We start from the raw sequence: 21935 nt of genomic DNA on the forward strand, positions 1-21935 counted from the left end.
CGTTGCCCTTGTCGTATGCATTTAAAGGAATAACATGAAAATCCGGTTTGAATGGTGTAGCCGAATTCAATTTCGCCAATTTATCAAACTATCCGGCTGGGTCGCGCCGGCGCTCTGGTCGCTTCAACTATCGCAGGCAAACGCGCAGGAGCACACGCTGCCAGCCGTGACGGTGACAGCTCAGCCTGTTGCCAGTCAGACGCTTCCTTCCATCGTGGAAGCCAAGCGGCGCATCGATACAGTTCCAGGAGGCGCCAACATTGTCGATGCGGAGCAATACAAGACAGGCCGCGTATCGACGCTCAACGATGCGCTGCAATTCTCGCCCGGGGTGTTTATCGCATCGCGTTTTGGTGCGGAGGAGGCGCGCCTGTCGATTCGCGGCTCGGGTCTGCAGCGGACATTTCACATGCGTGGCATCCAGTTGCTGCAGGATGGCGTGCCGCTCAACCTGGCCGACGGCAGCGCCGACTTTCAGGCGGTCGAGCCGCTCTCGGCGCGCTATGTCGAAGTCTATCGCGGCGCCAATGCCCTGCAGTTCGGCGCGACGACACTGGGCGGAGCGGTCAATTTCGTCAGTCCTTCCGGCATGAGTGCGCCCGCCGCGGCAGCCCGGGTCGAAGCTGGCAGCTTTGGCTACAAGCGCGCGCAAGTCGCCGCAGCCGGCAAGACCGCCTCGGCAGACTGGTTCATTGCGGGATCGCAGTTTCATCAGAACGGATTCCGTAACCATTCCCGCCAGGATACGCAGCGTATCTCGGGCAACCTCGGACTTGCGCTGACCGATGCGGTGGAAACGCGTTTCTTCATCAACGCCGTCAAAACCGATTCCGAATTGCCGGGCGCCCTGACCAAAGCGGAGATGCATGCCGATTCCAGGAAGGCCGATCCCGCCACCATCAACGGTGATCAGCATCGCGACTTTGATCTGTTGCGCTTGTCGAACAAGACAACATTCCGGATCAGTCCGGAACAGCAGATTGAAGCAGGGGCCTTTTACTCCCATAAATCCCTGTTTCATCCGATATTCCAGGTGCTGAAACAGAATTCCGACGACTACGGTATCAGCGTACGTTACATCAGTGACCAGCAATTGTTCGGGAAGAAAAACCAGCTGATCGTCGGCACCTCATTGGCCGGCGGGAAGTTGCGTGACGACCGCTTCGCCAACGTCGGCGGCCAGGCTGGCGCCCGCACGGCGCAGGCGGAGCAGCGTTCGGCAAACTACACGATCTTTGCCGAGAACCAGCATTACTTCCTGCCCGCGACCGCATTGATTCTCGGCGCCCAGGTGGTCGAGGCGCAACGCCGTCTCGACGACCGGTTCCTGTCCAACGGCGACAATAGCGTCGACAAAACCTACCGGCGCGTGTCTCCCAAAATCGGCATGCGCCATGAACTGGCAGCGGGCATGCAAGTGTATGGCAATATCAGCGGCAGCTACGAACCGCCAAGCTTCGGCGAGCTGGCAGGCGGGCCGAACGTGACGCCTGTCGACGCCCAGCGTGCACGGACACTGGAGCTTGGCACGCGCGGATTATCCAGCCAGCCATGGGGAACGATGCAATGGGATGTTGCGCTCTACCGCGCGCAGGTCAGGAAAGAGTTGCTGGCATTGAATGATCCTGCTGGCAATCCGCTCGGCACGATCAATGCCGACCAGACCGTGCATCAGGGGATCGAAGCCGGCCTGGAAACCAACATCGGGAAAACATGGACCATGCGCGCAAGCTACCTGTTCAACGATTTCCGTTTCGATGGCGACCGAACCTACGGTAACAAGCGGCTGGCCGGCGCGCCACGGCAGCTGGCTACAGCAGAGGTGTTGTATAAAATGGATAATGGTCTTTACATGGGGCCGAATGTTCGCATCGCCTCGGCGACTTATGTCGATCATGCCAATACGCTGCAGGCGGCGGGCTATGGTGCCATCGGATTCAAGCTCGGACAGCGCATGAGCAAGAACGTCTCATGGTTTGTCGATGCCAGGAATTTGACGGACAAGGTCTACGCGGCGACGACCAAAGTCGTCGCCGATGCCAAAGGCCTGGATGGTCGCCAGTTTTATCCAGGGGACGGCAGGTCGCTCTATGCCGGCATCGAACTGAAATATTAATACGATAAGTGAAGGGGCGAAGCTTGAATCGATTCTCATGCACAGAAAATGCACTGCGGGCGGCAGTTTTTTGCCTGTTGACGTTTGTTGCCGGCGTTATGCCGGCGCATGCGCATGGTCCGGGCGGCGGACATGGTGCCCAGGGCGGCCAGGCCGTGCCGGAACTCGGCACTGGCGCCGCGCTGGACCGGGAAGGCCGCTTGTGGGCCGTGACAAAGGACGTGGTCGATGGCAGTCAATTCCTCTTGCTGCAGAATTCCGCAGACAGGGGCAAGACCTGGTCGCCGCCCAGGCGAGTCCGGCAGGAAGCGGAGCCTGTCGCCGCCAGAGGTGAAGAACGTCCGAAAATTGCTTTCGGCCCGAACGGCGAAATCTATATCGCCTATACGATGCCGGTGGCCCGCCCCCATGTCGGCGAGATCCGTTTCATCCGCTCGCTGGACGGCGGCCGGACATTTTCCCGGCCGCTGACCGTGCACGCCAACCGCGATGTGATCACGCATGCCTTTGGCTCGATGATCGTCGACAGGACGGGCAGGATTTATGTCGCCTGGATCGATGGCCGCGATCGTGAAAAGGCCAAGGCCCGACAGCAGGCTTATTCCGGCTCGGCCATCTACTATGCGGTATCGAGCGACGCCGGCGCGACATTCCAGGGCGACTACAAGGTGGCGGACAACACGTGCGAATGTTGCCGGATCAGCTTGTCGCTGACGCCCACAGGCAAGCCGGTCGCCTTCTGGCGCCATATATTCTCACCCAATATACGCGACCATGCCCTGGCAGAGCTGACCCCGGCCGGCAAGACCGGCGCCGTCACCCGTGCGACCTTCGATGATTGGCGTATCGACGCCTGTCCGCACCACGGGCCATCGCTTGCCTACACCGCCGACGGCACGCGCCACCAGGTCTGGTTCAACGGCAAGGAGGGCGACGGTGGCGGCGTCTTGTACACATCCACTACGGCGACGGGTGAGGGCGGCAGGGCAGTTGCACTGGGCTCCGCGCAGGCGTCGAATGCCGATGTCGCCACGCTTGGCAAGCAGGTTGCGCTGGTATGGAAACAGTTCGATGGCCAGTCGACCGCGGTCGTCGGAAAATTTTCCAGGGATGGCGGCAAGTCCTGGGTCGAGAATGAATTCGCCCGCACCGCGGGAGATTCGGATAAGCCTTACCTGGTCGCCGATCGGGCGGGCATCGTGCTGGTGTGGCGCACCCGGAATGAGGGAATTCGCGCCATGCCCATCGGCGCGGAGCAGCCATGAAAAACCGCTTGGCTGCAGGCTTGCTGTTGTTGACTTTGTTGTTCAATGCGATGGGCGTCCAGGCCGAGGAGAAAATTCATGCATTCGCATCGGAGAGCTTCGAAAGGATCCTGGCTGATCATGCCGGCAAGCCGTTCATGATCATGGTATGGTCGCTGGATTGCGTGTATTGCGAGGCCAGTTTCAAGGCCTTGGCGGCGGCCGGTCGCCCGGCGCGGTTCCAGATAGTAACGATCGCCGCTGACCGGGCCGACGATCCCGAGGCGCGCCGCCTGATTCGGGAAAAGCTGAAGCGCGCGGGCCTGAAAGCGGAACTATGGGCGTTCGGCGCAGCGCCTGCCGAACAGCTGCATTATGCGATCGATCCCCAATGGCGTGGCGAAATGCCGCGCAGCTACTGGTTCAATGCACGCGGCGAGCGGGTAGCCTATTCAGGTATCATCACGGCGAACACGATCGCCAGGCTGACAGCCGCCTGGTAAGGCCAGTTCATCCTGTACATTCTTGCAAGCTCGAAAAATTCATGACTCAAACCCTCGTTCTCGCCTCCAACAATGCCGGCAAGCTGAAAGAATTCGCCCAACTGCTGGCACCGCTCGGCTTCGACCTGAAGCCGCAAGGCGAATTCCAGGTGCCGGAAGCCGACGAGCCGCACCAGACCTTCGTCGAAAACGCCCTGGCCAAGGCGCGCCACGCATCGCGCCTGACCGGCTTGCCGGCGCTGGCCGACGATTCCGGCATTTGCGCCATTGCCCTGCAAGGCGCCCCCGGCGTCTGGTCGGCGCGCTTCGCCGGCGAACCGAAATCGGATGCGCGCAACAATGACAAGCTGGTGGCAGATCTTGCCGCGCAAGCCGACAAGCGTGCTTATTATTATTGCGTGCTGGTGCTGGTGCAGCATGCCGACGACCCGCAGCCGCTGATCGCCGAAGGGCGCTGGGGGGGCGAAGTGATTGCCGCGCCGCACGGCGCCGGCGGCTTCGGCTACGATCCGCATTTCTGGTTGCCGGCACTGGGCAAGACTGCAGCGGAACTGTCCGCCGAAGAAAAGAACCGCCTGTCGCACCGCGGCCAGGCGCTGCGCCTGCTGGTGGAAAAACTGCGTTGACGTCCTCCCCGCCCTAAAGGACGGGGATTCCTACAGTTAGCGTCGCACGTCCGCGACGGAGAATATTTAACGCAGCGTTTTTGTCACGATCATGCACACAACCGCAATCACTGCATTTCCATTCTCTTATTCCAAGGTCTGCGATACCTTTCGGCCGCGAATCGGGCAAAGCGCCGCAATTCGAGCAGACTTGGGAGGTAAAACTTTCGTTCACTTCCTCAAACCACGCGCCATGCTTAACAGCCTTGTACGCCAGTTGATGTCGGAAGGACGACCAGCCAGCATCCAGTATGGACTTCGCCATGCTGGTCTTGGCGAGTCCGGCGGCATTAACGTTGCCTACCGCAATGTAATCGAACTCGCAAACGATGCGGTGCGAGAGCTTATGGTGAAAATCATTTCTGCGATTGACGATCTGCGCATGGATCGCCTTCACGCGGCGCTTTTTATGGGCGCGTTGCGCCACGGCCAACGCATACTCGGCATTGCGGTAAATGCGCTGCGTTTCAATCTTTTCGCCTGTGGAAAGCGTGGCGAATTCTTTCAGTCCAAGGTCAATGCCAACGCCGCGCACAGGTTGACGTGCGGCGACGGCATCTACTGCAACGTCGATCACGATGTTCAGGAACCAATTGCCCCGCGAATCTTGGGAAAAGTTGGTGCCATCCTTGATCTTGCCTTCCGGCAGAGCGCGACTATTGAACACGCGGAAGGTGTTGCCGGCGAAGCGAAACGCATCACCTTCGCGCTTCAACTCGCGCCCTTTCAACGGCACCCATCCAAGGTTCTTCTTGCCGCGATAGCGCAAGTACGGGCGCTTCTTTTGCGATCTCGATTTGGCATACTGTTCGCACACCGCGTTGACCGTTCCGGAGTGGAGGCCGAGTTCGCGGCTAGCGCCCTGCGTCAGTTTGTTCAGGTCGAATCCGGTATGCCAGCGACGGCCGAACCGCAACGCATCCTTTTGCCGGTCGTTGCAATAGTTCCAGACGAAATTGACCGCACGGCTTTGCCTGTTCAGCAAGCCGTTCAGCGATTTCACCCGGTAGCGGTAGACGAGGATCATGCCAACAAATGTAGGCGGTTTAGTCCCGCAGCGCCTGCGGTATCTCAACGAAAGGCAACGACTGCTTCGCAGTCGGCTCCTTTCACTCCCCGGCCTGAAGGCCGAGGTTTCTCGGAGCAAATCTGATGATTCCAATCAAACTCGTTGGTGCGCCTGCCGTACCCTCGGCGCCGGCGTCAAGCCCATCGGCCGCAGCGCAAGCCGCCAATGCCTACCTGAAGCCCGGCATTCTCAACCTGACCAGCCTGCCGCCGCTGGCGCTGTACGTGCATTTTCCGTGGTGCGTGCGCAAATGCCCGTATTGCGATTTCAATTCGCATGAAGTGCAGGGCAGCTTTCCCGAGCAGGATTACCTGGATGCCTTGCGCGCCGACCTGGAAGGCGCCTTGCCGCTGATCTGGGGGCGCCGCATCCACACGGTCTTCATCGGCGGCGGCACCCCCAGCCTGCTGTCGGCGGCGGGGATCGACCGCCTGTTGTCGGATATCCGTACCCTGTTGCCGCTCGATGGCCGCGCGGAGATCACCATGGAAGCCAATCCGGGTACTTTCGAGGCAGAGAAGTTCAAGGCGTATCGCGGCAGCGGCATCAACCGCCTGTCGATCGGCATCCAGAGTTTCAATTCGCGGCATCTCGCAGCCCTGGGCCGCATCCATGACGGCGACCAGGCCCGCCGCGCAATCGAGATCGCCCATGCCAGTTTCGATAATTTCAATTTCGACCTGATGTATGCGCTGCCACAACAAACCATGGATGAAGCGCGCGCCGACCTTGCCACTGCGATCGCCAGCGCGGCACCGCATCTTTCCCTGTACCACCTGACGCTGGAACCGAACACCCTGTTCGCCAAATACCCGCCGGCGCTGCCGGACGACGACGCCAGCGCCGAAATGCAGGACATGATCGAGGAAGCCACCGCAGCGGCCGGGTACCGCCATTATGAAGTGTCGGCCTATGCGCAAGCCGGGCGGCAGGCGCGTCACAACCTGAATTACTGGGAGTTTGGCGATTACCTCGGCATCGGCGCCGGCGCCCATTCCAAGTTGTCGTTCCCGCACCGCATCGTGCGCCAGGCGCGCTACAAGCAGCCCAAGGCGTATCTGCAGCATGTCGCCGCCGGCAATCCGGTACAGGAAGAAAGGGAAATCGGTCGCGGCGAACTCGGCTTCGAGTTCATGCTGAACACCCTGCGCCTGCGCGACGGCTTTGCCGTCAACCTGTTTGCCGAGCGCACCGGCCTGACCCTGAATGCCATCGAAGCCGACCTGAATGCGGCCGAGGCCAAAGGCTTGCTGTACCGCGACCATCAGGTGATCAAGCCAACCGCGCTGGGACAGCGCTTCCTGAATGATTTGCAGGAAATGTTCCTGGGTGACTAGAAAAATCTTGTCGCGCCGCGGATGGGCTTCGGTATAATATGTCCCTTGCAAGTTTTGGAGCCATCTCCGCAACTTGCAACGAATCAGGAGGTTTGGGTGAGTGGTTTAAACCAGCAGTCTTGAAAACTGCCGACGGGGTGACCCGTCCGTGAGTTCGAATCTCACAGCCTCCGCCAGAGTGCCAATGAATTAGCGCCTTTCAGGGCGCTTTTTCATTTCTACCCCCCTTTATACCCACCTCCTGATTCCCCCGCACGTCCTAATTTTTCTTATCCTGGAATGTTATTAACTTGTAATTTCAAGTTAATATAAAGAAATAAAATACTAATTTCTGGGCCAGAAAAAATGCAAAAGTGTATTCTTTCCGTAGGGCTTTCGGTCGTGGCGGTCTCGTTTTGTCCCACTTCGCAAGCAATCAATAAATGCGCAACGCCAGACGGTAAAGTGGTCTACACAGATGCGCCGTGCCCCCATGCGACTAAGAAAACAGAGCTTCGCGTAAATGCCGCAACACCCCCGCCGGCCGCTGCGGACAGGATGCCGGCAGATATGGACGTCAAGCTGCTTAAATCTATGCAAACGTCTAGGCGCACGAAAGAAATCACGTATGAGCTTGAGTTACTGGACGGACAAATAGTACGGTTAGGAAATGACCGGGACTTAGATATGCAGCGTCTATATGAAAGACGCTCGCGCGCAAATAACAATCTTGCCGGCGCCACTTTAGAGCAAAGCATAAACACCGAAATGCAAGCCCTGAATGGTGTTCATGATTCAAAAGTAAAAATAATTCAGGATAAGCAGAAAGTTTTACGCGCAGAGTTGGACTCCTTAAAGGCCGGGAAATAGCGCTTTTGTCAGTTTGGCACATGGCGCAAATATTGGGCAGTCTGTCCGGCGCGCGCCAGGCTCGCTAGTGCGCCCGTGACCGCTTCCAGCGGTATGCCTTGCTCATCCGCCCAGGCTCGCACGCAATCCCACTGTAGGCTCACCAGCGCCCCCACGTCGACGCCGCTTTGCGCGCCGTGGTGCTCCAACATGCTGCTGGTAAGCAGTACCAAACCCGCTAGGTGCATGGCGTCGGCGCCGTGCTTCTTTGTGAGCGATGCCGCCATGATGTGGACTTCCGGCACATCGGCCTGTGTGTGTGCGGCGGTTAATGCGGCTTGTTTGGCTGCTTCAATAAATTGCGTTGGCATTGTTTGACCCCCCTTTGTTTTTGATGTTGGTCAAACAATACATGCTGTAAAGAAATATTTCCACTAAGCCCCTATAAACCTTGTGCGAAATAGGCTTGCGCATACGCTTAAGCTATTTTGTAGGCGCGCAATTTTTGCGCAAAGTTGTGCGTTTATTAGGCAGATGATCGTAGCAGCGCCAGCAGGTCACGGCCCCGACGGAATGCATCATCCGGCGCCATGTCTTCGGGGGTCAGCCCCGCGATTAACTGCACTGCGACCACTCGCAACACGGCTTCGAAATTTTGCCGTAAGGGTGTACCGTACGTCGTCTTGAAAAGTAGGGCGGTCACTTCGGCAAGTGGTGCCCTTGCCAGTGCGTCGCCGTCGATTTCGTGGGCGCTCATGATGAGGACCCCGCAGCGGTTTCCAAGCCCCGAAGCACTGACGCCAACGTATCGGAATCCGCTTGCGATGCAACACGGACAGACGCGCGCCGGTTGGGCAGATTGATGTTGACCGTTCGGACGCTCTCGCGCGGCGCTGGCGCTGCACCTGGTTGCGTGGAATTAATCCCGGCGCTGTCTTTGGGGTTGGTCATCGCCTGTACTGTCGCCAGTGCGCGCTGCACCTCGCGCAATAGTGCTTCTGTACTGGTCCGCGCATCGACGGACACGGCACCAGCATTTACACTGCTGGCGTTATCAATCCACTGCTGTGCATTCTTCGCCTGTCTCACGGCGGCCTGTGCTGCGCCAAGGTCAGCGGCGCTTAATTCCCCGTTGCGCAATTTTTCGACAATTGCATATGCCTGATTTACTGGGAGAGTGTTGTTAAATTGCCCTGCCGCTGAACCGTCCGCGTTTGCCTTGAAGCCGTCGGACGTCAAATTTTCCACTGCGGCCGCTTGGCGTTCGATTGCGGCCACTGCGCGAGCGCCGGACCTCTCGGCCGCTGCGCCGGCTTTGTCATAAGCGCCCGCCAGTCGGCCGATTGCCTTTTCGGCTTCCGCTGCAGTTTGGATGACAGCCCGGCCGGTGCCGTCGGTGCTAATGACAAGCCCCCGCATGGCGGCCTCTGTTTGTAGCGTGCTAGATGCAATACCGTTATTTGCCGCGATCGCATCGGCTGCATATCGTTTAAATCCTTCCGCCAATTCCCGCGCGCTGGCGGTGCCGGATTCGCGCAGGGTGCGATATGCTTTTTCCGACTGCGCCGCGGTATTCTTGAATGTTTCGTCACTGGTCACACCGAGCGCGCGCATGGCTTCGCGTACGCCCTGAATCCCGGGCAACACGTTGTCCAGTGAATCCCGCAGCGCGTCGGATTTCTGCTTGGCCTGGTCCAATAAGCCGTCCGCGATCTTGTCGCCAAGTGTGCGCCGTACAGCCTCAATTTTTAGGCGTAGGTCTTCTAGTGCTTGCTCGCTGTCGGCGGTGCTGATTGCCTTGCCGAACTGCAGCGCCAGCACGCGGGCAGTGTCCACGCCCTCGGCTTTCAGCTTGTCCAGGCCGTTTATGATGACGTCAATGTCATTTGCCGCGCTGCGCGATGCTGCGCCCACGCCACCCCGCAATACTTCGAACTCCACGCCGGTTCTTTTGACTGCAGCCCGTAAGCTGGCGTCCATAATTTGCGCCAGGCGTTCGACTTCGCGTGCTGTGCCGGTCAGGGCTGCGCGTGCTTCTACCTCGAAAACTGCCAGGTCTTTGCCGTCTAGTGCTTTTTCCCAGGCGGCGCGGAACTGGTCGGCGGTCAGTTTGCCATCAGATAAGAGTTTGTCGAGTACGGCGGTGGCGTCACGAATGCCCGGCATGGTGGACAAATCAAAGTCTTTCCCGATTTTGCCGACGGCTTCGGCCGCGCTGTCGCCTTTGCCCCGCAGTTCGTCAAAATTGGCGATCAGTCCGCGGGATGCTTTCGATAATTCGAATTGCCGGTCCCGGGCTTCTTGCAATACCTGGTTTTGCCGAACCTGCGCTTCAATCATGCGCTTCGTGGCGTCTTCCTGTGCCCGGATTTTTTCTTCGGAATCCTTCAGCACTTTTTCCCAGCCCATCCACTTGGCGGCAGTTTCTCCAATCGCCACGCCTATACTTTTGATTTCGGGCAGCAGGGTAGCCAGGACAATGCCCCACGGGCCAAAAAGGCCAGTGAAGCCCCGCCAGACAATCCCGGCTTTTGCTACTTGGCCGGCGGTCGCTGCGGTTTGTGCGCCTAGTGCTGCCTGTGCAGCAGCGCCTGCGGTGCCTGCTGTTGTCGCCGTCGCTCGAGCGGCCGCATTGCGCGCAATCGCCGCTGTATTTTCGTTTTGCGCTGCAGTGTTGACCCGCTGCCCGGCCGTGTTCGCTGCGCTCGCTACGGTGTGCGCTTCCGTGGCGACTGTTGCGCGGCCGGTATTCGTTGCCCACGTGAGCAGGTCGCCGGCCAGGCCGGCAATCTTGAAAGCTGCCCAGGCTTTGCCGCCGGCAAACAGCACGGATACAAGCGTATCTAGTGTCCTGAGTTTGAAATTCGTTGAATTATTTTGCCTGTTCGCTGTCCCAGTTTTATTGTTTTCGACAGTGAGGATGATATGGCAGGCAGACCGAAAGCGGCGTTGGTGTTGAGCGCAGAAGAACAAGAACAATTGCATGCTTGGGCACGCCGACGCAAGACGGCGCAAGCATTGGCTCTGCGTTCGCGCATCGTGCTGGAATGTGCCGACGGAGCGGAGAACAAGGCGGTCGCCGCCAAACTTGCAGTGACGGGGCAGACGGTATCGAAATGGCGCGGGCGCTTTGTGCAAATGAGATTGGATGGTTTGCTGGACGCCCCCCGCTCGGGCGCGCCGCGCACGATCGATGATGCGCGCGTCGATGCCGTGATCGCCAAGACGCTGGAAGAGAAACCGTCGAACGCCACGCACTGGAGTACGCGCACCATGGCACGCGAAGCTAAGCTGTCGCAAACGGCGGTCAGCCGTATCTGGCGCGCATTTGGCTTGCAACCGCATCGTCAGGAAACCTTCAAGCTATCCACCGATCCGCTGTTTGTCGAGAAGACCCGCGACATCGTGGGGCTGTACATCGATCCGCCGGTCAAGGCGATGGTGCTGTGCGTCGATGAGAAGAGCCAGATTCAGGCGTTGGATCGGACCCAGCCAATCTTGCCGCTGGCTCCTGGCGTTGCAGAACGGCGCACCCATGACTACCAACGTCATGGCACGACGACCTTGTTTGCCGCGCTCGACATTGCCACGGGCGAAGTCATCGGGCAGTTGCACCGGCGGCATCGCAGCAGTGAATTTCTGAAATTCTTACGCACGATCGAAGCCTCCGTTCCGAGCGATTTGGACATTCATTTGGTGATGGATAACTATGGTACGCACAAGACACCAACCATCCGCAATTGGTTCGCCCGTCATCCGCGCTTCCACGTACATTTCACGCCGACCTCTGCTTCGTGGCTCAACCAGGTCGAGCGCTGGTTCGCCACGCTGACCGAAAAACAAATTCGCCGCGGAACCCATCGTTCGACCCGTCAATTGGAAGACGCCATTCGCGATTACCTCAAACTCAATAACGCCGCCCCCAAGCCGTTTGTCTGGACCAAGTCCGCTGATGACATCATGGCCAGTATTGAACGATTTTGTCTGCGAATTTCAAACTCATGACACTAGGTTGTTGGATAGTGCCTGGATGACCTTTGCCGCATTCTGCGAGCTCACCATGCCGTTATCGCTGGCGCCGACGTACAGCGTCCACTGCGTTTTAAGGTCTTGCAGCGCGCGGCCGATGGTTAGGGGGAGCTTTTCAAATTCAGAATTGACGGTGTCCGCCTGGTTCTGCAGGGCATTAATCACAGTCGCGGTGGTCAATTGGCCTTGTTCGGCCATCTTGCGTAATTCGCCGGTAGTGACGTTCAAGCCCTGCGCCAGCGCTTGCGCCAGGCGTGGGGCTTGTTCCATGACGCTGTTGAATTCTTCGCCCCTGAGCACGCCCGATTGCAGCCCTTGAATCAGTTGCGTAAGGGCAGCGCCGGATGCTTCGGCCGAACTGCCCGACAGCTGCACGGCCTTGTTTATGGTGTCGGTCAATCCAAGCGCTTGCACCTGTGCCACCTGTGCAGAAAGTCCTGCATCGGTGCCGGCTTTCGTCAGACGTGCAAAGAGATTGGCCGTGTCTTCCAGCGTGCTATGCGTGCGCAGCGCGGTATCGGCCACGCCGGTCAGGGCGCGGTCAAATTGCTGCCCCTCGCCGGTCGCCAGTTTAATACGCGCGGAAAGATTTTGGAATTCGTCGGCGGTTTCGCCCAGGTCTTTAATCAGTCCGCCGGCGAAAGTTCCGCCCAGGGCAAGGCCGGCAAGCTGCTGGATGCTCTGCAGTTGCTTGCCAACAGACGCCACGCTGTCGCGCAATTCTTTTTGCTGTGCAATTTGCTGCTGTGTCGCGCTGCCCGATGCTGCGGCCGCTTGCCGGAACGCGGGCGCTTGTGCCAGCACGGCGGCCGCTGCGGCTTTGACTTCCGCGGCCATTTTCTGTTCGGCTGCTGCGGCCACGCGTGCGGCGGTGGCGGCGGCTTCTAATGTGTCTTGTTTCTGGCGCAGTGCGGCGCGTGAATCGAGAATGGCGGTGCGCAGCTGCAGGACGTCCGCTTTGTATTTCTCAGCATTGCCGCCGGCCGTGGCATATTCCAGTCGCAGGCGTGCCAGCGCTTCCCGTTGATCGTCCAGGGTGCGGCGCGCGGTCTTTGCGTCAGTCTGTGCAGATGCTTCCACGGCGCGCTGCTGCTTGGTGGTCGTGGTCAGTTCGGCCAGGGCCGCCTGCATCCGGTCTGCGGCGGCTCCACTCGCGCCAAATGCGCCGGCTGTGGCGTTCCCTTCGCCGGCCAGGGCGTCAAGTTCGCCGGTCAGTTTCCCGATGTCTTCGGTGCCTTCAACGTCTACGCCTAGTCGTAGGCGGACGTCCCGGTTATTGGTCGTTGCCATGGTGTTGCTCTTGTCGGTGAAAATAGCAGTTAGGTCCGGGATTCTTGCGGACTGGCGCGAAGCCTTCCAGCAGGGCGCCAGCAATCGCGGCGCCGTTCGAGATATAGCGGCCGGCGGCTTTCTCGATCATGTGTTTGACTGCGTAGCTGCTACGGTGGGCCAAGATGCGCGAGCACTCAGGGGCGCCGGTTAGCCATTTGCGCGCGGTGGCCACCTGGTCCAGAAAATCAGAGTCCGGGGCGGGGGGCTGCGTGCCGAATCCGAACAGCCCCAGGTCGGGGTGTTGCGTAAAGACGTTTCGTACCTCGTGCGCCGTCGTCATCATGTCAATGTCAGCATTTCGCGTAAATGGGTGATCTCTCGCCGGGTTTTGTTGAGGGTGGCGGTCAGTTCTTTGCGTTCCGCGGTAAGAGACATTAATTTTTCTTCGGTGTCATTTTTCCCCATGCTTTTTCCGAGAAATGCATGGTCTAACGCGTCGCTTGAATTTCCAATTTCTCGCACCAATTCTTTTGAGACATCAACAAGCGCAAAAATACGCTCCTTCGCCTGGTGCTCAATCTCAAGATTGGTGAGAATCTTTTCCTTGATCTCTGCCGCGTTCATTCCGATGGCCTCCAGGTCAGTGTGTAAGCCGGGTCGGCGTCGGGGCGGTAAGGGATAACTTCGCCGGCTGCCTCGGCTTCGCGGATTAAAGTTTCTTCCTCGATTTGCACTTGGTGCAGTTCGTCGGACAGTTCGGCCAGGCGGCGGGTTCGCACCAGCGGTCCGAGACCTTCCGGAACGCTCGGCAAGTGTTTGGTAATGGCCTTTCGGACGGCATCGGCGCCCAGTAGCAGCACGAAAAGCGGCCCCAGGTCTACCGGCATGCCGCGAACGTGTACTGTTAGAAACTCCGACGGATAGCCGGCTGCAGCGCGCGCCATGTTCGTCTTTATGATCGCGTCAGCCTCGGCGGACCAGTGCGCCGCGGCGACGTCAATATGGGCGCCTACTTCCTTGCGGCTTCGTCGCTGCGCTTCGATGTTTTCGCGTTCGGCTTGTATCGCTGCGATACGGTCGCGCAGGGCTGAGATTTTTTCTTGTGTCTTCATAAGTTTCGCGCCTTTGCGAATGCTTCCAGGCGCTCGCTGAATTTTGTGGATCGTGCCACTGTGGATTGCATTGCATCGCGGGCAGCAGTAAGACGGGTAAGTCGGCTTTCGGCGGCCTGAATTTGCTGCACGGTGCGCGGTGATATCTGCAGTTCTGTCAGTTGCTCGACGGTGAATTTCTGCAGTAGGTCACTTGGCTTGCGCAGCACTTCGGCCGCTGTCGGGTGTGTCGCAGCTTCGGCGCGCAGCCGTGCAAGACTTTTAGACGCCTCCTGCACGGCTGCGCTTGCACGCCTGTAATCTTCAAGCATGCCCCGGTGGCGGTCCCGAAGTTCCGCCAGACGTTCCAGGTCGAAGGATTGCGCGGCGGTCGGCTTCATGGCGCCTTGCCCTTGTACGCGTCGATTTCAGCCGCGCGCGCAGCATAGGGGTTTGCAGCGCCACCGGTGCGCTGGGTGGTGTCAATCGCCGTTGCGTCGCTGTGTTCCGCAAGTACGCGCAAGGTGTGGGCGCGGACTGTCTCAAGTGAATGACCATGCGAGACAAAGAATTCTGCAGCCCCTTCGGGGGCAAAGCCGGCGTCGGTCACATCCTTGGCTGCAAATTTTACCAATGCCCGGATTTCGTTTGCTTCGGCCAGCCGGGCGCGAAAGCCCGCCGGCGTGGCGCTTTTCGGATCAATGACAATCCTTTGCAGGGCTTCACCGGACCAGCCGGCGGCCTCTGCTTGATCTCGGCAGGCTTCAATGTAGGGGTGCATGCTATGCCGCCGTCAGTTTGATGACAGATGCCGGGCGCGTGCACACGTCGACGGGGTTGCTTTGCGCCTCCAGGAAGTAGCCCCGATCCATTGGCATGGGCTGTGCCTTAGCGTAAATCGGCAGGCCTGGCGTGTTGACGGTCTCCACCCAATCGGCCGGGGCGAACCTGGTCAAGAACAGGTCCGGCACGCCCAGGGGCATCATGTACGCGGTGCCGGGGGCAATCTGCGGCACGCCGAAAGCTTCGCGGTACTCTTTGAAAAGCGTATTACCCACCAGGATGCCGCTGCGGTAATCGGTGTTCAGGTCGGACGGGCTCGCATGCTGCAAGAACGTCTTGTAATCAGAATGCGCGCGCAGGGCATCCATGAAATCAGGTGCGGCATATGCGAGAAAGCCGGTGGGGTTGGTACCGCCCAGGGCGTCTTCGGCAGCGCGTTCGGCGTCGATAACTTTATTCAGCAACTGAGACCCGACGGTAGCCAGCGCCAGGGATTTCACGGCCTGAGAAATGCCAAACTCCGAATAGAGATCAACAAGCACAGTTACGCCGTCAGCGTCCAGAATTTGACCCTTGATGGCGCCTAGTCGGCGGTATTCGATGGTGGCTTCGATGTTCGCGCGCATGCCGGACAGCTTGCGGGTTTTCAGTTGTTCAGGTGTCTCCAGGCTCACGCCGCCAAAGGCGCGGCGGTCTTGCACTTCATCGGCTAGGACAGAGCCTGTGTGTGGCAGGTGCACAGCCTCCACATGGATGCCGGAACGGCTGCCAGATCGGTACGGCTGACCTACGCCACCACGCGCTGCAGCCGGGATCAGGCTAATCACTTGACCGTCAAAATCGATAAACATTGACGTAGTAGCGATGCCGGCTTCGTTGAATAGCTTGTCAGAGGCGATATGGCCGGGGGTGAACGGCGCTTTTTGAATTGATGCCGTCAGTTCGACTTCGTCGCCGAAAAGGTTTTGCAGGGTATTGTTTGCCATGTTGCGCTCCAGGGTCAGTTAAACAGATCGTCGTCGTATTCGACGGGGTCGAAGTTGTCAGCCACTGCTGCCTCGGCTGCGCGGTCGGCTTCGACTCCTTTGTCGGGTGGTGGCTCTTGACCTTCCAGCCAGGCAAGGACGGGCCGGCTGTACACATAGCGCAAACGGCGGGGCCCTAAGTGCAGGATGCGGACGCCGGGTATGTCGCCATTTTCAATTGCTGAAGCAAGCAGTTTTGCCGAAACGCCGGCGACCTTTGCAGCCGACTCCAACGAGTAGAGCGGGCGCAAGGGTGGAAGATATTCTTTCTGGGTGTCCATGTTCATGGGTGTCCGGTTGATTGAGACTGTCCCGATAATATGGGCAGGGGTACCATTTCCCGCTGCGGTTATATTTCGCCTTTAAGCATCATTCAGTCTTTTAGTGACTTTGCCGCCGGCATAAATAAGCGCCTGATAAGTATTCAAGTTTGGAAGTTTTAGGCTAGGCGTCCACTGCGCTTCTGCGCACCGGTACGTTCCAAGGCGATATGCCAGGGTCCCCGTCCATTTACATAGGTTGGCGCTGGCGCTGGTGCTGGCGGGGGTGCCGCGGTGCCTGGTGTCGGTGCCTCGGTGCCGGTGCTCGTAGTGCCGGCGCCCGCTGCGTCTGCTGTCGCTGCGTAGTCGATCATTGCCCACTGTCGCGCAGCTTTGTCAGGTTTGCCGTGTTGCTCGTGCGTGTGCGCAGCAACTAGCGCCAGGTGCTGGCCCGATACCAGGGGGCTGCATGCCTTGCTCTGCCAATACCAGCGCCAGCAGATAAGAGCGGGATGCGGTGGGCAGTGGGGCAGCGCCCGCAGTGATTTTGTGAATAGCAATTTTTTCGTTCATGTTCATTTATTCCTTTCAATCAAGGCTTGCTGCGCCGGTGGGGGGTGGCGGCGTGGGTAGGCTCTTTGCACTTTCCGGCGTATTCGTGCCTGGTCGGCAGGTGGCAGGGTGTGGAAGCATTCGAATTCGGCCAAGGTATAGCGTACCGCCCATGTGTCGCCGGTGGGGTAGACCTGTGGTGTAGGTATCTGCATTTTCTGCTCCGTAGTATCACAGCGCCATCCGCACAGGACGCACAGGACGGGGTGCTGTTTTAGGGTAACTTTCTCTATAAGACTGCTTATATGAAGATTTACCTAAAAAGGCTGCTAATCCTGTGCGTCCTGTGCGAACGGATTAGAAATTTCGTCTTCAAATCCGTAAGAAACAGCAGATTTCAACCCTCGGTAAGTCCGCCGCCGCCCCCCGGTGGACTCTTGGCCGCACGAAAAGCCGCGTTCAATTAGTGCAGATGTTAGAGACTTCTTCGCCATGGGGCGCAAGCCTTGTTCAACGCACCAAGTGCGATAGTTAAAATATGCGTCCGCTTGCGCGCAGGTTGCTCCCGCTTCACGGATTGCGCGCTCGTCGATCCACTGGCTGACCAAATCAGATTCCGCCCGATAGGCCAACGATGCTGCCTCCACCCGCCGCGCGCGTCGCAATCCGTGCTGTTTGTAAGCGAGATGTCCGCGCACCATCCAGGCGAGAACGCCCGACGCCTCCCGCATGATTTTTTCTTCTAACATGACGTCTTTTTCTTCGGGGCTGAAGTGTCGATCGAATGGGATCAACACAACCCGGCGCCAGATTCCCTCGTCATTGTCGGTAATGATTGGCTTGTGATTCCCTCGGACCCAAAGGGTATGCGTAGGGATAAACGCAAATTGGCGGCCGTACAAATGACGCGCAGATATGGCGTCTGTTGACGTGGCGACTTTTGCCATTTGCGCACTTAGTTGCGCCCCGGCTTCGACTTCGTTTGCCTGCACTATCCGCACTGACTGTAAAGAGGCAAGCGCTGGCGTGGCGCTTTCCCCGTCGCGCTTTGATGTCATTAAAAAATTTGTTGGTGCGACGCTCGCATAGTTGCCAGATACGCGGCGCATGACGTTACAAACAAGGCTTTTTCCATTTGCACCAACCCCGAGAAGGAAAAACATAACTTCTTCATTTACATAGCCGCTGAGTGAGTAACCCACAGCCCGCTGAAAGAAGTCCACCCAGTCCCGGTCTTCATTGCTGATTGAATAAATGGTTTTTTCCCAGATGGGCGCCGCCGCTGCCGGGTCATAAATCACAGGGCATTGCTTGCTCATGAACTGCGCCGGATCGTGGGGGCGTAGTTCCCCCGTCGGTAGGTGCACCACCCCGTTTAGGACATTCAACAAGTCCGGGTCTGTATCAAAGTCAGCCGGCTTGACGGCGATGCGCGGATCAGATTCCGCCAGCTGCAACGCGGCCTTAATGCCGGCGGCACTCATCGCACGCTGCGCCAGTGCCATGGTACGTTTGAATTTTTCAGGGTCTGAGGGGGCGTTTTTTATTATGTCGACGCCTAACCCCTTGGCGGCTTCCATCGCTTCACCAAGTGCGCATATGACATACACGCCGGATTTAAACTGCATCCAGCCTCGGCCGCCATGCTCAAACACAAAGCGTTTTTTGAGTAGTGCAGATGCCAGCAATCTGGCGTTCTTGACGTCTGATTGTGCCGCTGTGTCGTCGTCGGCATCTATTAGCCCTTCGGCCCGGTTGTCGAATCCAATCGCCTGCCAGTATGCGTCCTGGTCGTTGCCGTGTGTGTGCTGGCAGAAGATACGCGGCTCCGGTTCGCCGTTGGTATGCGGCTGGAAATAAACGGTGTCTCCGTCGCCGCCTGGCCGTCCGAAATCGCCGTGCTTTTCTTCAAAAGGGCAGCGTATAGAGTGCGCACCGCCGCTCATGGCGCGTTCGTACAGTCCCGCGCGTTTGATGGCTTGCAAATACGGGTCGTTCTCAGCCTTTTCTTTCAAGCGCGCGCTGGTACTCTTCTTGCCAGTGGTTGATGCACATCGCCGCTCTAATTCTTGACGCGTGGGCGCGTCGAGAGTCGCTGGGGAGTCTTCTCCAAACAGGCAATGCGTATTGTCCACCCTGTTTCCAGTAATGGTGACAAATTGTTTTTGGGCGTATAGCTCCCCATTGGCATTTTTGCGGTTGGTGGCTTCTCCTGTCCAAAACGCCCGGATACCTGTGCCGCTAGGGCTGATTTCGCAATAAGTATTATCCGTAATGAGGCCCACATCATGCGGCATAGCGCCGTCATTTATGCAGCCGTCAACATCAAGCGCAACTAAGCCTAGTTGCGGCAGCATCGCAAGCCCCCATCCAGCAAATGAGGGATCAGCCACCAGTGCCGCGCGCACTTCATCAAACGCCCCTAGATTGGCTAAATCCTTGGGTGATCCCTGCTCGCCCGTGCGGTTTGCTTTCGTGCCGGGGTAGGCTGGAACTTTCGTAAATTTGCCTGTTGATGGATTAATGGCAGTAGCTCTCCATAACACCCAGGCTTTAAATTCTCTGAGTTTCGCCGGGATATTGTCGGCGCCACTTAACGTCAATTCACGTAAGGTGTGGTTGAGTGCAAACAGGTTGTTGTCGGCAATGGCACGCCGAATATCCAGAGTAATGACTTGCAATTTGTCCGAACTTCTGAAAGTATCCGGCTTGTGGCTTTCGTCAAAAGTTGCCGCAAAATTCTCTCCGCCCCCGGCCGCCATCCGGGGGCTTTCTTTTTGGTGGGTCATGCTGCGGCGCCTCCTGCCAGATACTTGCGCACGTCGCCAGCGCGCCAGCGAATAACATTTGCCGATTCACGAATCGGGGAAGGGAACCGTCCGGCGCTGACTCGGCGCCATAGCGTGGTGCGGCTGCAAGCTAAAAGCATGCAGATAGTCTCGGTTTTAACACGGGCGCTATCTGGTAGACGATGGAAGTTTTCCAAAGTCGCGTGTGCCGACCCCGGCGGGGCTTTATGGGTGGGTGTAGACATGAACAATCCTTTTCAATACGCGACGAATTGAGTGCGCTTGAAACAGATTATTAGGGGTAAGAGTACAAAAGCCGCTGCGGTACAATTTCGCCTGATGTGCTGATGCTGCTGGCCCCAGTGTTCGCGGGGCTAGTGCAGGTGGTGCGGGCGCATATGGCGCTCGCCGTGCTGGCACTCGCGGTGTTGGTGCCGGTGGGTCTGTCGCGCGCGGTGCTGATGCCTGCGGTGCGCGCGACCCCTGCGGGACAATTTCGCTTTAGTTGTTCACCAAAAAGGTAGCCCAATCGTTCATTAAAGAACGCCTTTTAACGAACAGGGTAGAACGCTGATAGGCCGCCTCGACCTTGTCCGGCAGCCGGTGGGCTAGGGCATGTTCCGCCACCTCTCGCGGGTGTGTTGTACGCTCTGCCGCCCACTGACGGAAAGTCGACCTGAACCCGTGAACGGTCGCCGGCTCGCCGTTAGCGTCTTTGGTGCCCATTCCCCGCAACAGTTCTAACATCGCCATATTCGACAGCGGCCGTCCTTCACGGCGGCCAGGGAATATAAATGCGGTTCCTTTTGATTCGGTCTCGGCTTGCTTGAGCACTGCAAGGGCGGGGGCGCTGAGTGGGACAGTGTGCGCGATCTTGGCCTTCATGCGTTCGGCCGGTATCGTCCATGTGGCTTTGTCGAAATCGATCTCTGGCCAGGTGGCGCCGATAACTTCATTCGTCCGGCTGGCTGTCAAAATAAGGAAGTCCAGCGCGCGGGCGCTGGTGCCTGGGTGCGCGCGCAAGGTGGCGATAAATGCCGGCATGGCGTCAACATCAAGGGCTGCGTGGTGGTCGCGTTTTCGGATGTTGTCAGGCGCGGCCATTACTGCCTCAAGGTGGCCACGCCATGCCGCCGGATTGTCTCCCGTGCGGTGACCGTGCGCCTTCGCCCAATCAATGATCATTTCGATGCGCTGGCGTACGCGGTTTGCCGTTTCGGTTTTGGTCGTCCAGATTGGGTCCAGGCACTTGCGCACGGCGGCCGTGTCAACGTCAGACACTTGCGTGGTGCCGATGAACGGGTATGCGTAGGTGTTGAGTGTGTTTTCCCACTGCTGCGCATGCTTGGCGTTTTTCCAGCCCGCGCGCTTGCTATCAATTAGCTTTTCGGCACATTCTTTGAAGGTGATGCGGCGTGCATTTGCTGCGCTAATCGCTTCGTGTATTTCTTTGCGCTTCGCGAGCGGGTCCAGCCCTTCGAGGATTTGCAGCCTACACTGCAGCGCTTTTTCTCGGGCCATGGCAAGGGATACTGTGTGCAGTGGTCCTAGCCCCATTTCGTGCTTTTTGCCATTCTTCCCGTAACGGAAAATCCAAGACTTTGCGCCGCTCGTGGTTACCTGGAGAAAAAGGTTTCCCCCGTCGCTATAATAGCCAGGTTCTTTTAATCTGCCGATCGCCAGGGCGCTAAGTTGTTGGGTGGTTCGCATAGTTGTCCGCCTAAGTATATACCCCCCTTTATACCCCCCTTTTTGTTGAAAAGAAAGGGTGGTAAGTGAAACGATAGGAAACAGGAAATTTATTTATAAGCTTATGATTTTAAAGAAAAATAAAATAAATTGGTATTGTTTGAAACGGATTGGGAAAGCCGTTCCGGGCGGACACAGCCTCCGCCAGATGCAAGAACGGCCCCAAGCGGGGCCGTTGTCATTTTTGCCGACGAATATTTCGTCCACACATCAATGCACCTGATCGCTGGAGAAAAAATGACAACAGAAGTACTCGTTTGTGTGACGTGTAGAGCGGCGGAAGCGTCACGAGAGGCCCCCAGGGCAGGTCGTCTTTTATTTGAGGCCATACAAGAAAAAGCCTTTTGTGATGAGCTGCCACTCACCGTACGCCCAATTGAATGCATGAGTGGTTGCTCGCGCTCATGCACTGTTGCCTTTCAAGCACCAGGCAAGCACAGCTATTTGTTCGGCGACCTGGTTGCTGACAAGGACTCCATCAAACAGATACTTGACTGTGCTCAATTGCATGCAACGAGCGGGGATGGTTTGCTGCCGCGTGATAAACGCCCCGAGCGCTTGCAAAATGGCTTGATTGCGCGTTTGCCTGCGCCATTAAGCTAGCTGAATTTTTTGCTGGATTA

Annotated in this window: 22 protein-coding genes, 1 tRNA gene and 1 pseudogene; 10 read left to right on the forward strand and 14 right to left on the reverse strand. The window is 58.0% G+C overall.

Annotation, left to right across the window (positions count from 1 at the left end):
• Nucleotides 1-34 precede the first annotated feature (34 nt).
• The 4 genes from D3878_RS00990 to rdgB are packed head-to-tail and all read left to right on the forward strand — an operon-like array spanning nucleotide 35 to nucleotide 4489.
• Nucleotides 35-2116 carry a TonB-dependent receptor family protein gene (locus D3878_RS00990; RefSeq protein ID WP_119783778.1) on the forward strand — a complete coding sequence of 694 codons (2082 nt, stop codon included), beginning with the start codon at nucleotides 35-37 and terminating at the stop codon, nucleotides 2114-2116.
• Nucleotides 2117-2139: 23 nt separating this feature from the next.
• Nucleotides 2140-3381 carry a sialidase family protein gene (locus D3878_RS00995; protein WP_147383852.1) on the forward strand — a complete coding sequence of 414 codons (1242 nt, stop codon included), beginning with the start codon at nucleotides 2140-2142 and terminating at the stop codon, nucleotides 3379-3381.
• Nucleotides 3378-3863, forward strand: coding sequence for a thioredoxin domain-containing protein (locus D3878_RS01000; RefSeq protein ID WP_119783780.1), 486 nt, complete (start codon nucleotides 3378-3380; stop codon nucleotides 3861-3863). Before D3878_RS00995 ends, D3878_RS01000 begins: the two co-directional genes overlap by 4 nt.
• 41 nt (nucleotides 3864-3904) lie before the next feature.
• Nucleotides 3905-4489: an RdgB/HAM1 family non-canonical purine NTP pyrophosphatase gene (gene rdgB, locus D3878_RS01005; protein ID WP_119783781.1), complete on the forward strand. Its 585-nt coding sequence runs from the start codon at nucleotides 3905-3907 to the stop codon at nucleotides 4487-4489.
• Nucleotides 4490-4502: 13 nt separating this feature from the next.
• Here the strand turns inward: rdgB and D3878_RS01010 are convergent, their stop codons facing one another.
• Nucleotides 4503-5555 (reverse strand): RNA-guided endonuclease InsQ/TnpB family protein, encoded by a 1053-nt coding sequence (locus D3878_RS01010; protein ID WP_119783782.1) that lies wholly within the window; start codon nucleotides 5553-5555, stop codon nucleotides 4503-4505.
• Nucleotides 5556-5680: 125 nt separating this feature from the next.
• Between D3878_RS01010 and hemW the strand changes: the two genes are divergently transcribed.
• The 4 genes and pseudogenes from hemW to D3878_RS24190 all read left to right on the forward strand — a co-directional run bounded on the left by hemW (nucleotide 5681) and on the right by D3878_RS24190 (nucleotide 7783).
• A complete protein-coding gene (gene hemW, locus D3878_RS01015; protein WP_119783783.1) occupies nucleotides 5681-6934 on the forward strand; it encodes a radical SAM family heme chaperone HemW in 1254 nt (417 codons plus the stop codon).
• An 86-nt stretch (nucleotides 6935-7020) separates the two neighbouring features.
• Nucleotides 7021-7110, forward strand: a tRNA-Ser gene (locus D3878_RS01020).
• Nucleotides 7111-7279: 169 nt separating this feature from the next.
• Nucleotides 7280-7459: pseudogene (locus D3878_RS24770) on the forward strand (DUF4124 domain-containing protein); the annotation flags it as partial.
• 24 nt (nucleotides 7460-7483) lie between these two features.
• Nucleotides 7484-7783 carry a hypothetical protein gene (locus D3878_RS24190; RefSeq protein WP_233556189.1) on the forward strand — a complete coding sequence of 100 codons (300 nt, stop codon included), beginning with the start codon at nucleotides 7484-7486 and terminating at the stop codon, nucleotides 7781-7783.
• Nucleotides 7784-7791: 8 nt separating this feature from the next.
• On the opposite strand, the gene D3878_RS01030 is transcribed toward D3878_RS24190, so the two are convergent.
• The 3 genes from D3878_RS01030 to D3878_RS01040 form a co-directional block, all read right to left on the reverse strand.
• On the reverse strand, nucleotides 7792-8133 hold the full coding sequence (locus D3878_RS01030; RefSeq protein WP_119783785.1) for a hypothetical protein: 342 nt from the start codon (nucleotides 8131-8133) through the stop codon (nucleotides 7792-7794).
• A 155-nt stretch (nucleotides 8134-8288) separates the two neighbouring features.
• Nucleotides 8289-8519, reverse strand: a complete 231-nt coding sequence (locus tag D3878_RS01035; protein ID WP_119783786.1) for a hypothetical protein — start codon at nucleotides 8517-8519, stop codon at nucleotides 8289-8291.
• Nucleotides 8516-10747 carry a hypothetical protein gene (locus D3878_RS01040; RefSeq protein ID WP_147383853.1) on the reverse strand — a complete coding sequence of 744 codons (2232 nt, stop codon included), beginning with the start codon at nucleotides 10745-10747 and terminating at the stop codon, nucleotides 8516-8518. The genes D3878_RS01035 and D3878_RS01040 overlap by 4 nt, the downstream gene beginning before the upstream one ends.
• Here D3878_RS01040 and D3878_RS01045 point away from each other — a divergent pair.
• Nucleotides 10688-11767: an IS630 family transposase gene (locus tag D3878_RS01045; protein WP_119783788.1), complete on the forward strand. Its 1080-nt coding sequence runs from the start codon at nucleotides 10688-10690 to the stop codon at nucleotides 11765-11767. The two genes, D3878_RS01040 and D3878_RS01045, sit on opposite strands and share 60 nt — an antisense overlap.
• Here the strand turns inward: D3878_RS01045 and D3878_RS01050 are convergent.
• The 10 genes from D3878_RS01050 to D3878_RS01095 form a co-directional block, all read right to left on the reverse strand.
• Nucleotides 11762-13081: a tape measure protein gene (locus D3878_RS01050; protein ID WP_119783789.1), complete on the reverse strand. Its 1320-nt coding sequence runs from the start codon at nucleotides 13079-13081 to the stop codon at nucleotides 11762-11764. The genes D3878_RS01045 and D3878_RS01050 overlap by 6 nt on opposite strands.
• Nucleotides 13065-13406: a hypothetical protein gene (locus tag D3878_RS01055; protein ID WP_119783790.1), complete on the reverse strand. Its 342-nt coding sequence runs from the start codon at nucleotides 13404-13406 to the stop codon at nucleotides 13065-13067. Before D3878_RS01055 ends, D3878_RS01050 begins: the two co-directional genes overlap by 17 nt.
• Complete coding sequence (locus D3878_RS01060; RefSeq protein WP_119783791.1) at nucleotides 13403-13687, reverse strand: hypothetical protein; 285 nt, start codon at nucleotides 13685-13687, stop codon at nucleotides 13403-13405. Before D3878_RS01060 ends, D3878_RS01055 begins: the two co-directional genes overlap by 4 nt.
• The gene (locus D3878_RS01065) at nucleotides 13684-14175 is read right to left on the reverse strand and encodes a hypothetical protein (RefSeq protein ID WP_119783792.1); all 492 of its coding nucleotides are present in this window, start codon (nucleotides 14173-14175) and stop codon (nucleotides 13684-13686) included. Before D3878_RS01065 ends, D3878_RS01060 begins: the two co-directional genes overlap by 4 nt.
• Nucleotides 14172-14555, reverse strand: coding sequence for a hypothetical protein (locus tag D3878_RS01070; RefSeq protein ID WP_119783793.1), 384 nt, complete (start codon nucleotides 14553-14555; stop codon nucleotides 14172-14174). Before D3878_RS01070 ends, D3878_RS01065 begins: the two co-directional genes overlap by 4 nt.
• Entirely contained in the window at nucleotides 14552-14935 is a 384-nt protein-coding gene (locus D3878_RS01075; protein WP_119783794.1) for a hypothetical protein, read from the reverse strand. Before D3878_RS01075 ends, D3878_RS01070 begins: the two co-directional genes overlap by 4 nt.
• 1 nt (nucleotide 14936) lies before the next feature.
• Nucleotides 14937-15923, reverse strand: coding sequence for a major capsid protein (locus D3878_RS01080; RefSeq protein ID WP_119783795.1), 987 nt, complete (start codon nucleotides 15921-15923; stop codon nucleotides 14937-14939).
• A gap of 14 nt (nucleotides 15924-15937) precedes the next feature.
• Nucleotides 15938-16249, reverse strand: a complete 312-nt coding sequence (locus tag D3878_RS01085; RefSeq protein ID WP_119783796.1) for a hypothetical protein — start codon at nucleotides 16247-16249, stop codon at nucleotides 15938-15940.
• A gap of 854 nt (nucleotides 16250-17103) precedes the next feature.
• Nucleotides 17104-19563, reverse strand: a complete 2460-nt coding sequence (locus D3878_RS01090) for a phage/plasmid primase, P4 family (RefSeq protein ID WP_119783797.1) — start codon at nucleotides 19561-19563, stop codon at nucleotides 17104-17106.
• Between the two features lie 501 nt (nucleotides 19564-20064).
• Nucleotides 20065-21273: a tyrosine-type recombinase/integrase gene (locus D3878_RS01095; RefSeq protein ID WP_119783798.1), complete on the reverse strand. Its 1209-nt coding sequence runs from the start codon at nucleotides 21271-21273 to the stop codon at nucleotides 20065-20067.
• 276 nt (nucleotides 21274-21549) lie between these two features.
• On the opposite strand from D3878_RS01095, the gene D3878_RS01100 reads away from it, so the two are divergent.
• On the forward strand, nucleotides 21550-21915 hold the full coding sequence (locus D3878_RS01100) for a DUF1636 family protein (protein WP_119783799.1): 366 nt from the start codon (nucleotides 21550-21552) through the stop codon (nucleotides 21913-21915).
• The last annotated feature ends 20 nt before the right edge of the window (nucleotides 21916-21935 follow it).

It is taken from the genome of Noviherbaspirillum sedimenti, assembly GCF_003590835.1.
GTDB classification, from domain to species: Bacteria; Pseudomonadota; Gammaproteobacteria; order Burkholderiales; family Burkholderiaceae_D; genus Paucimonas; species Paucimonas sedimenti.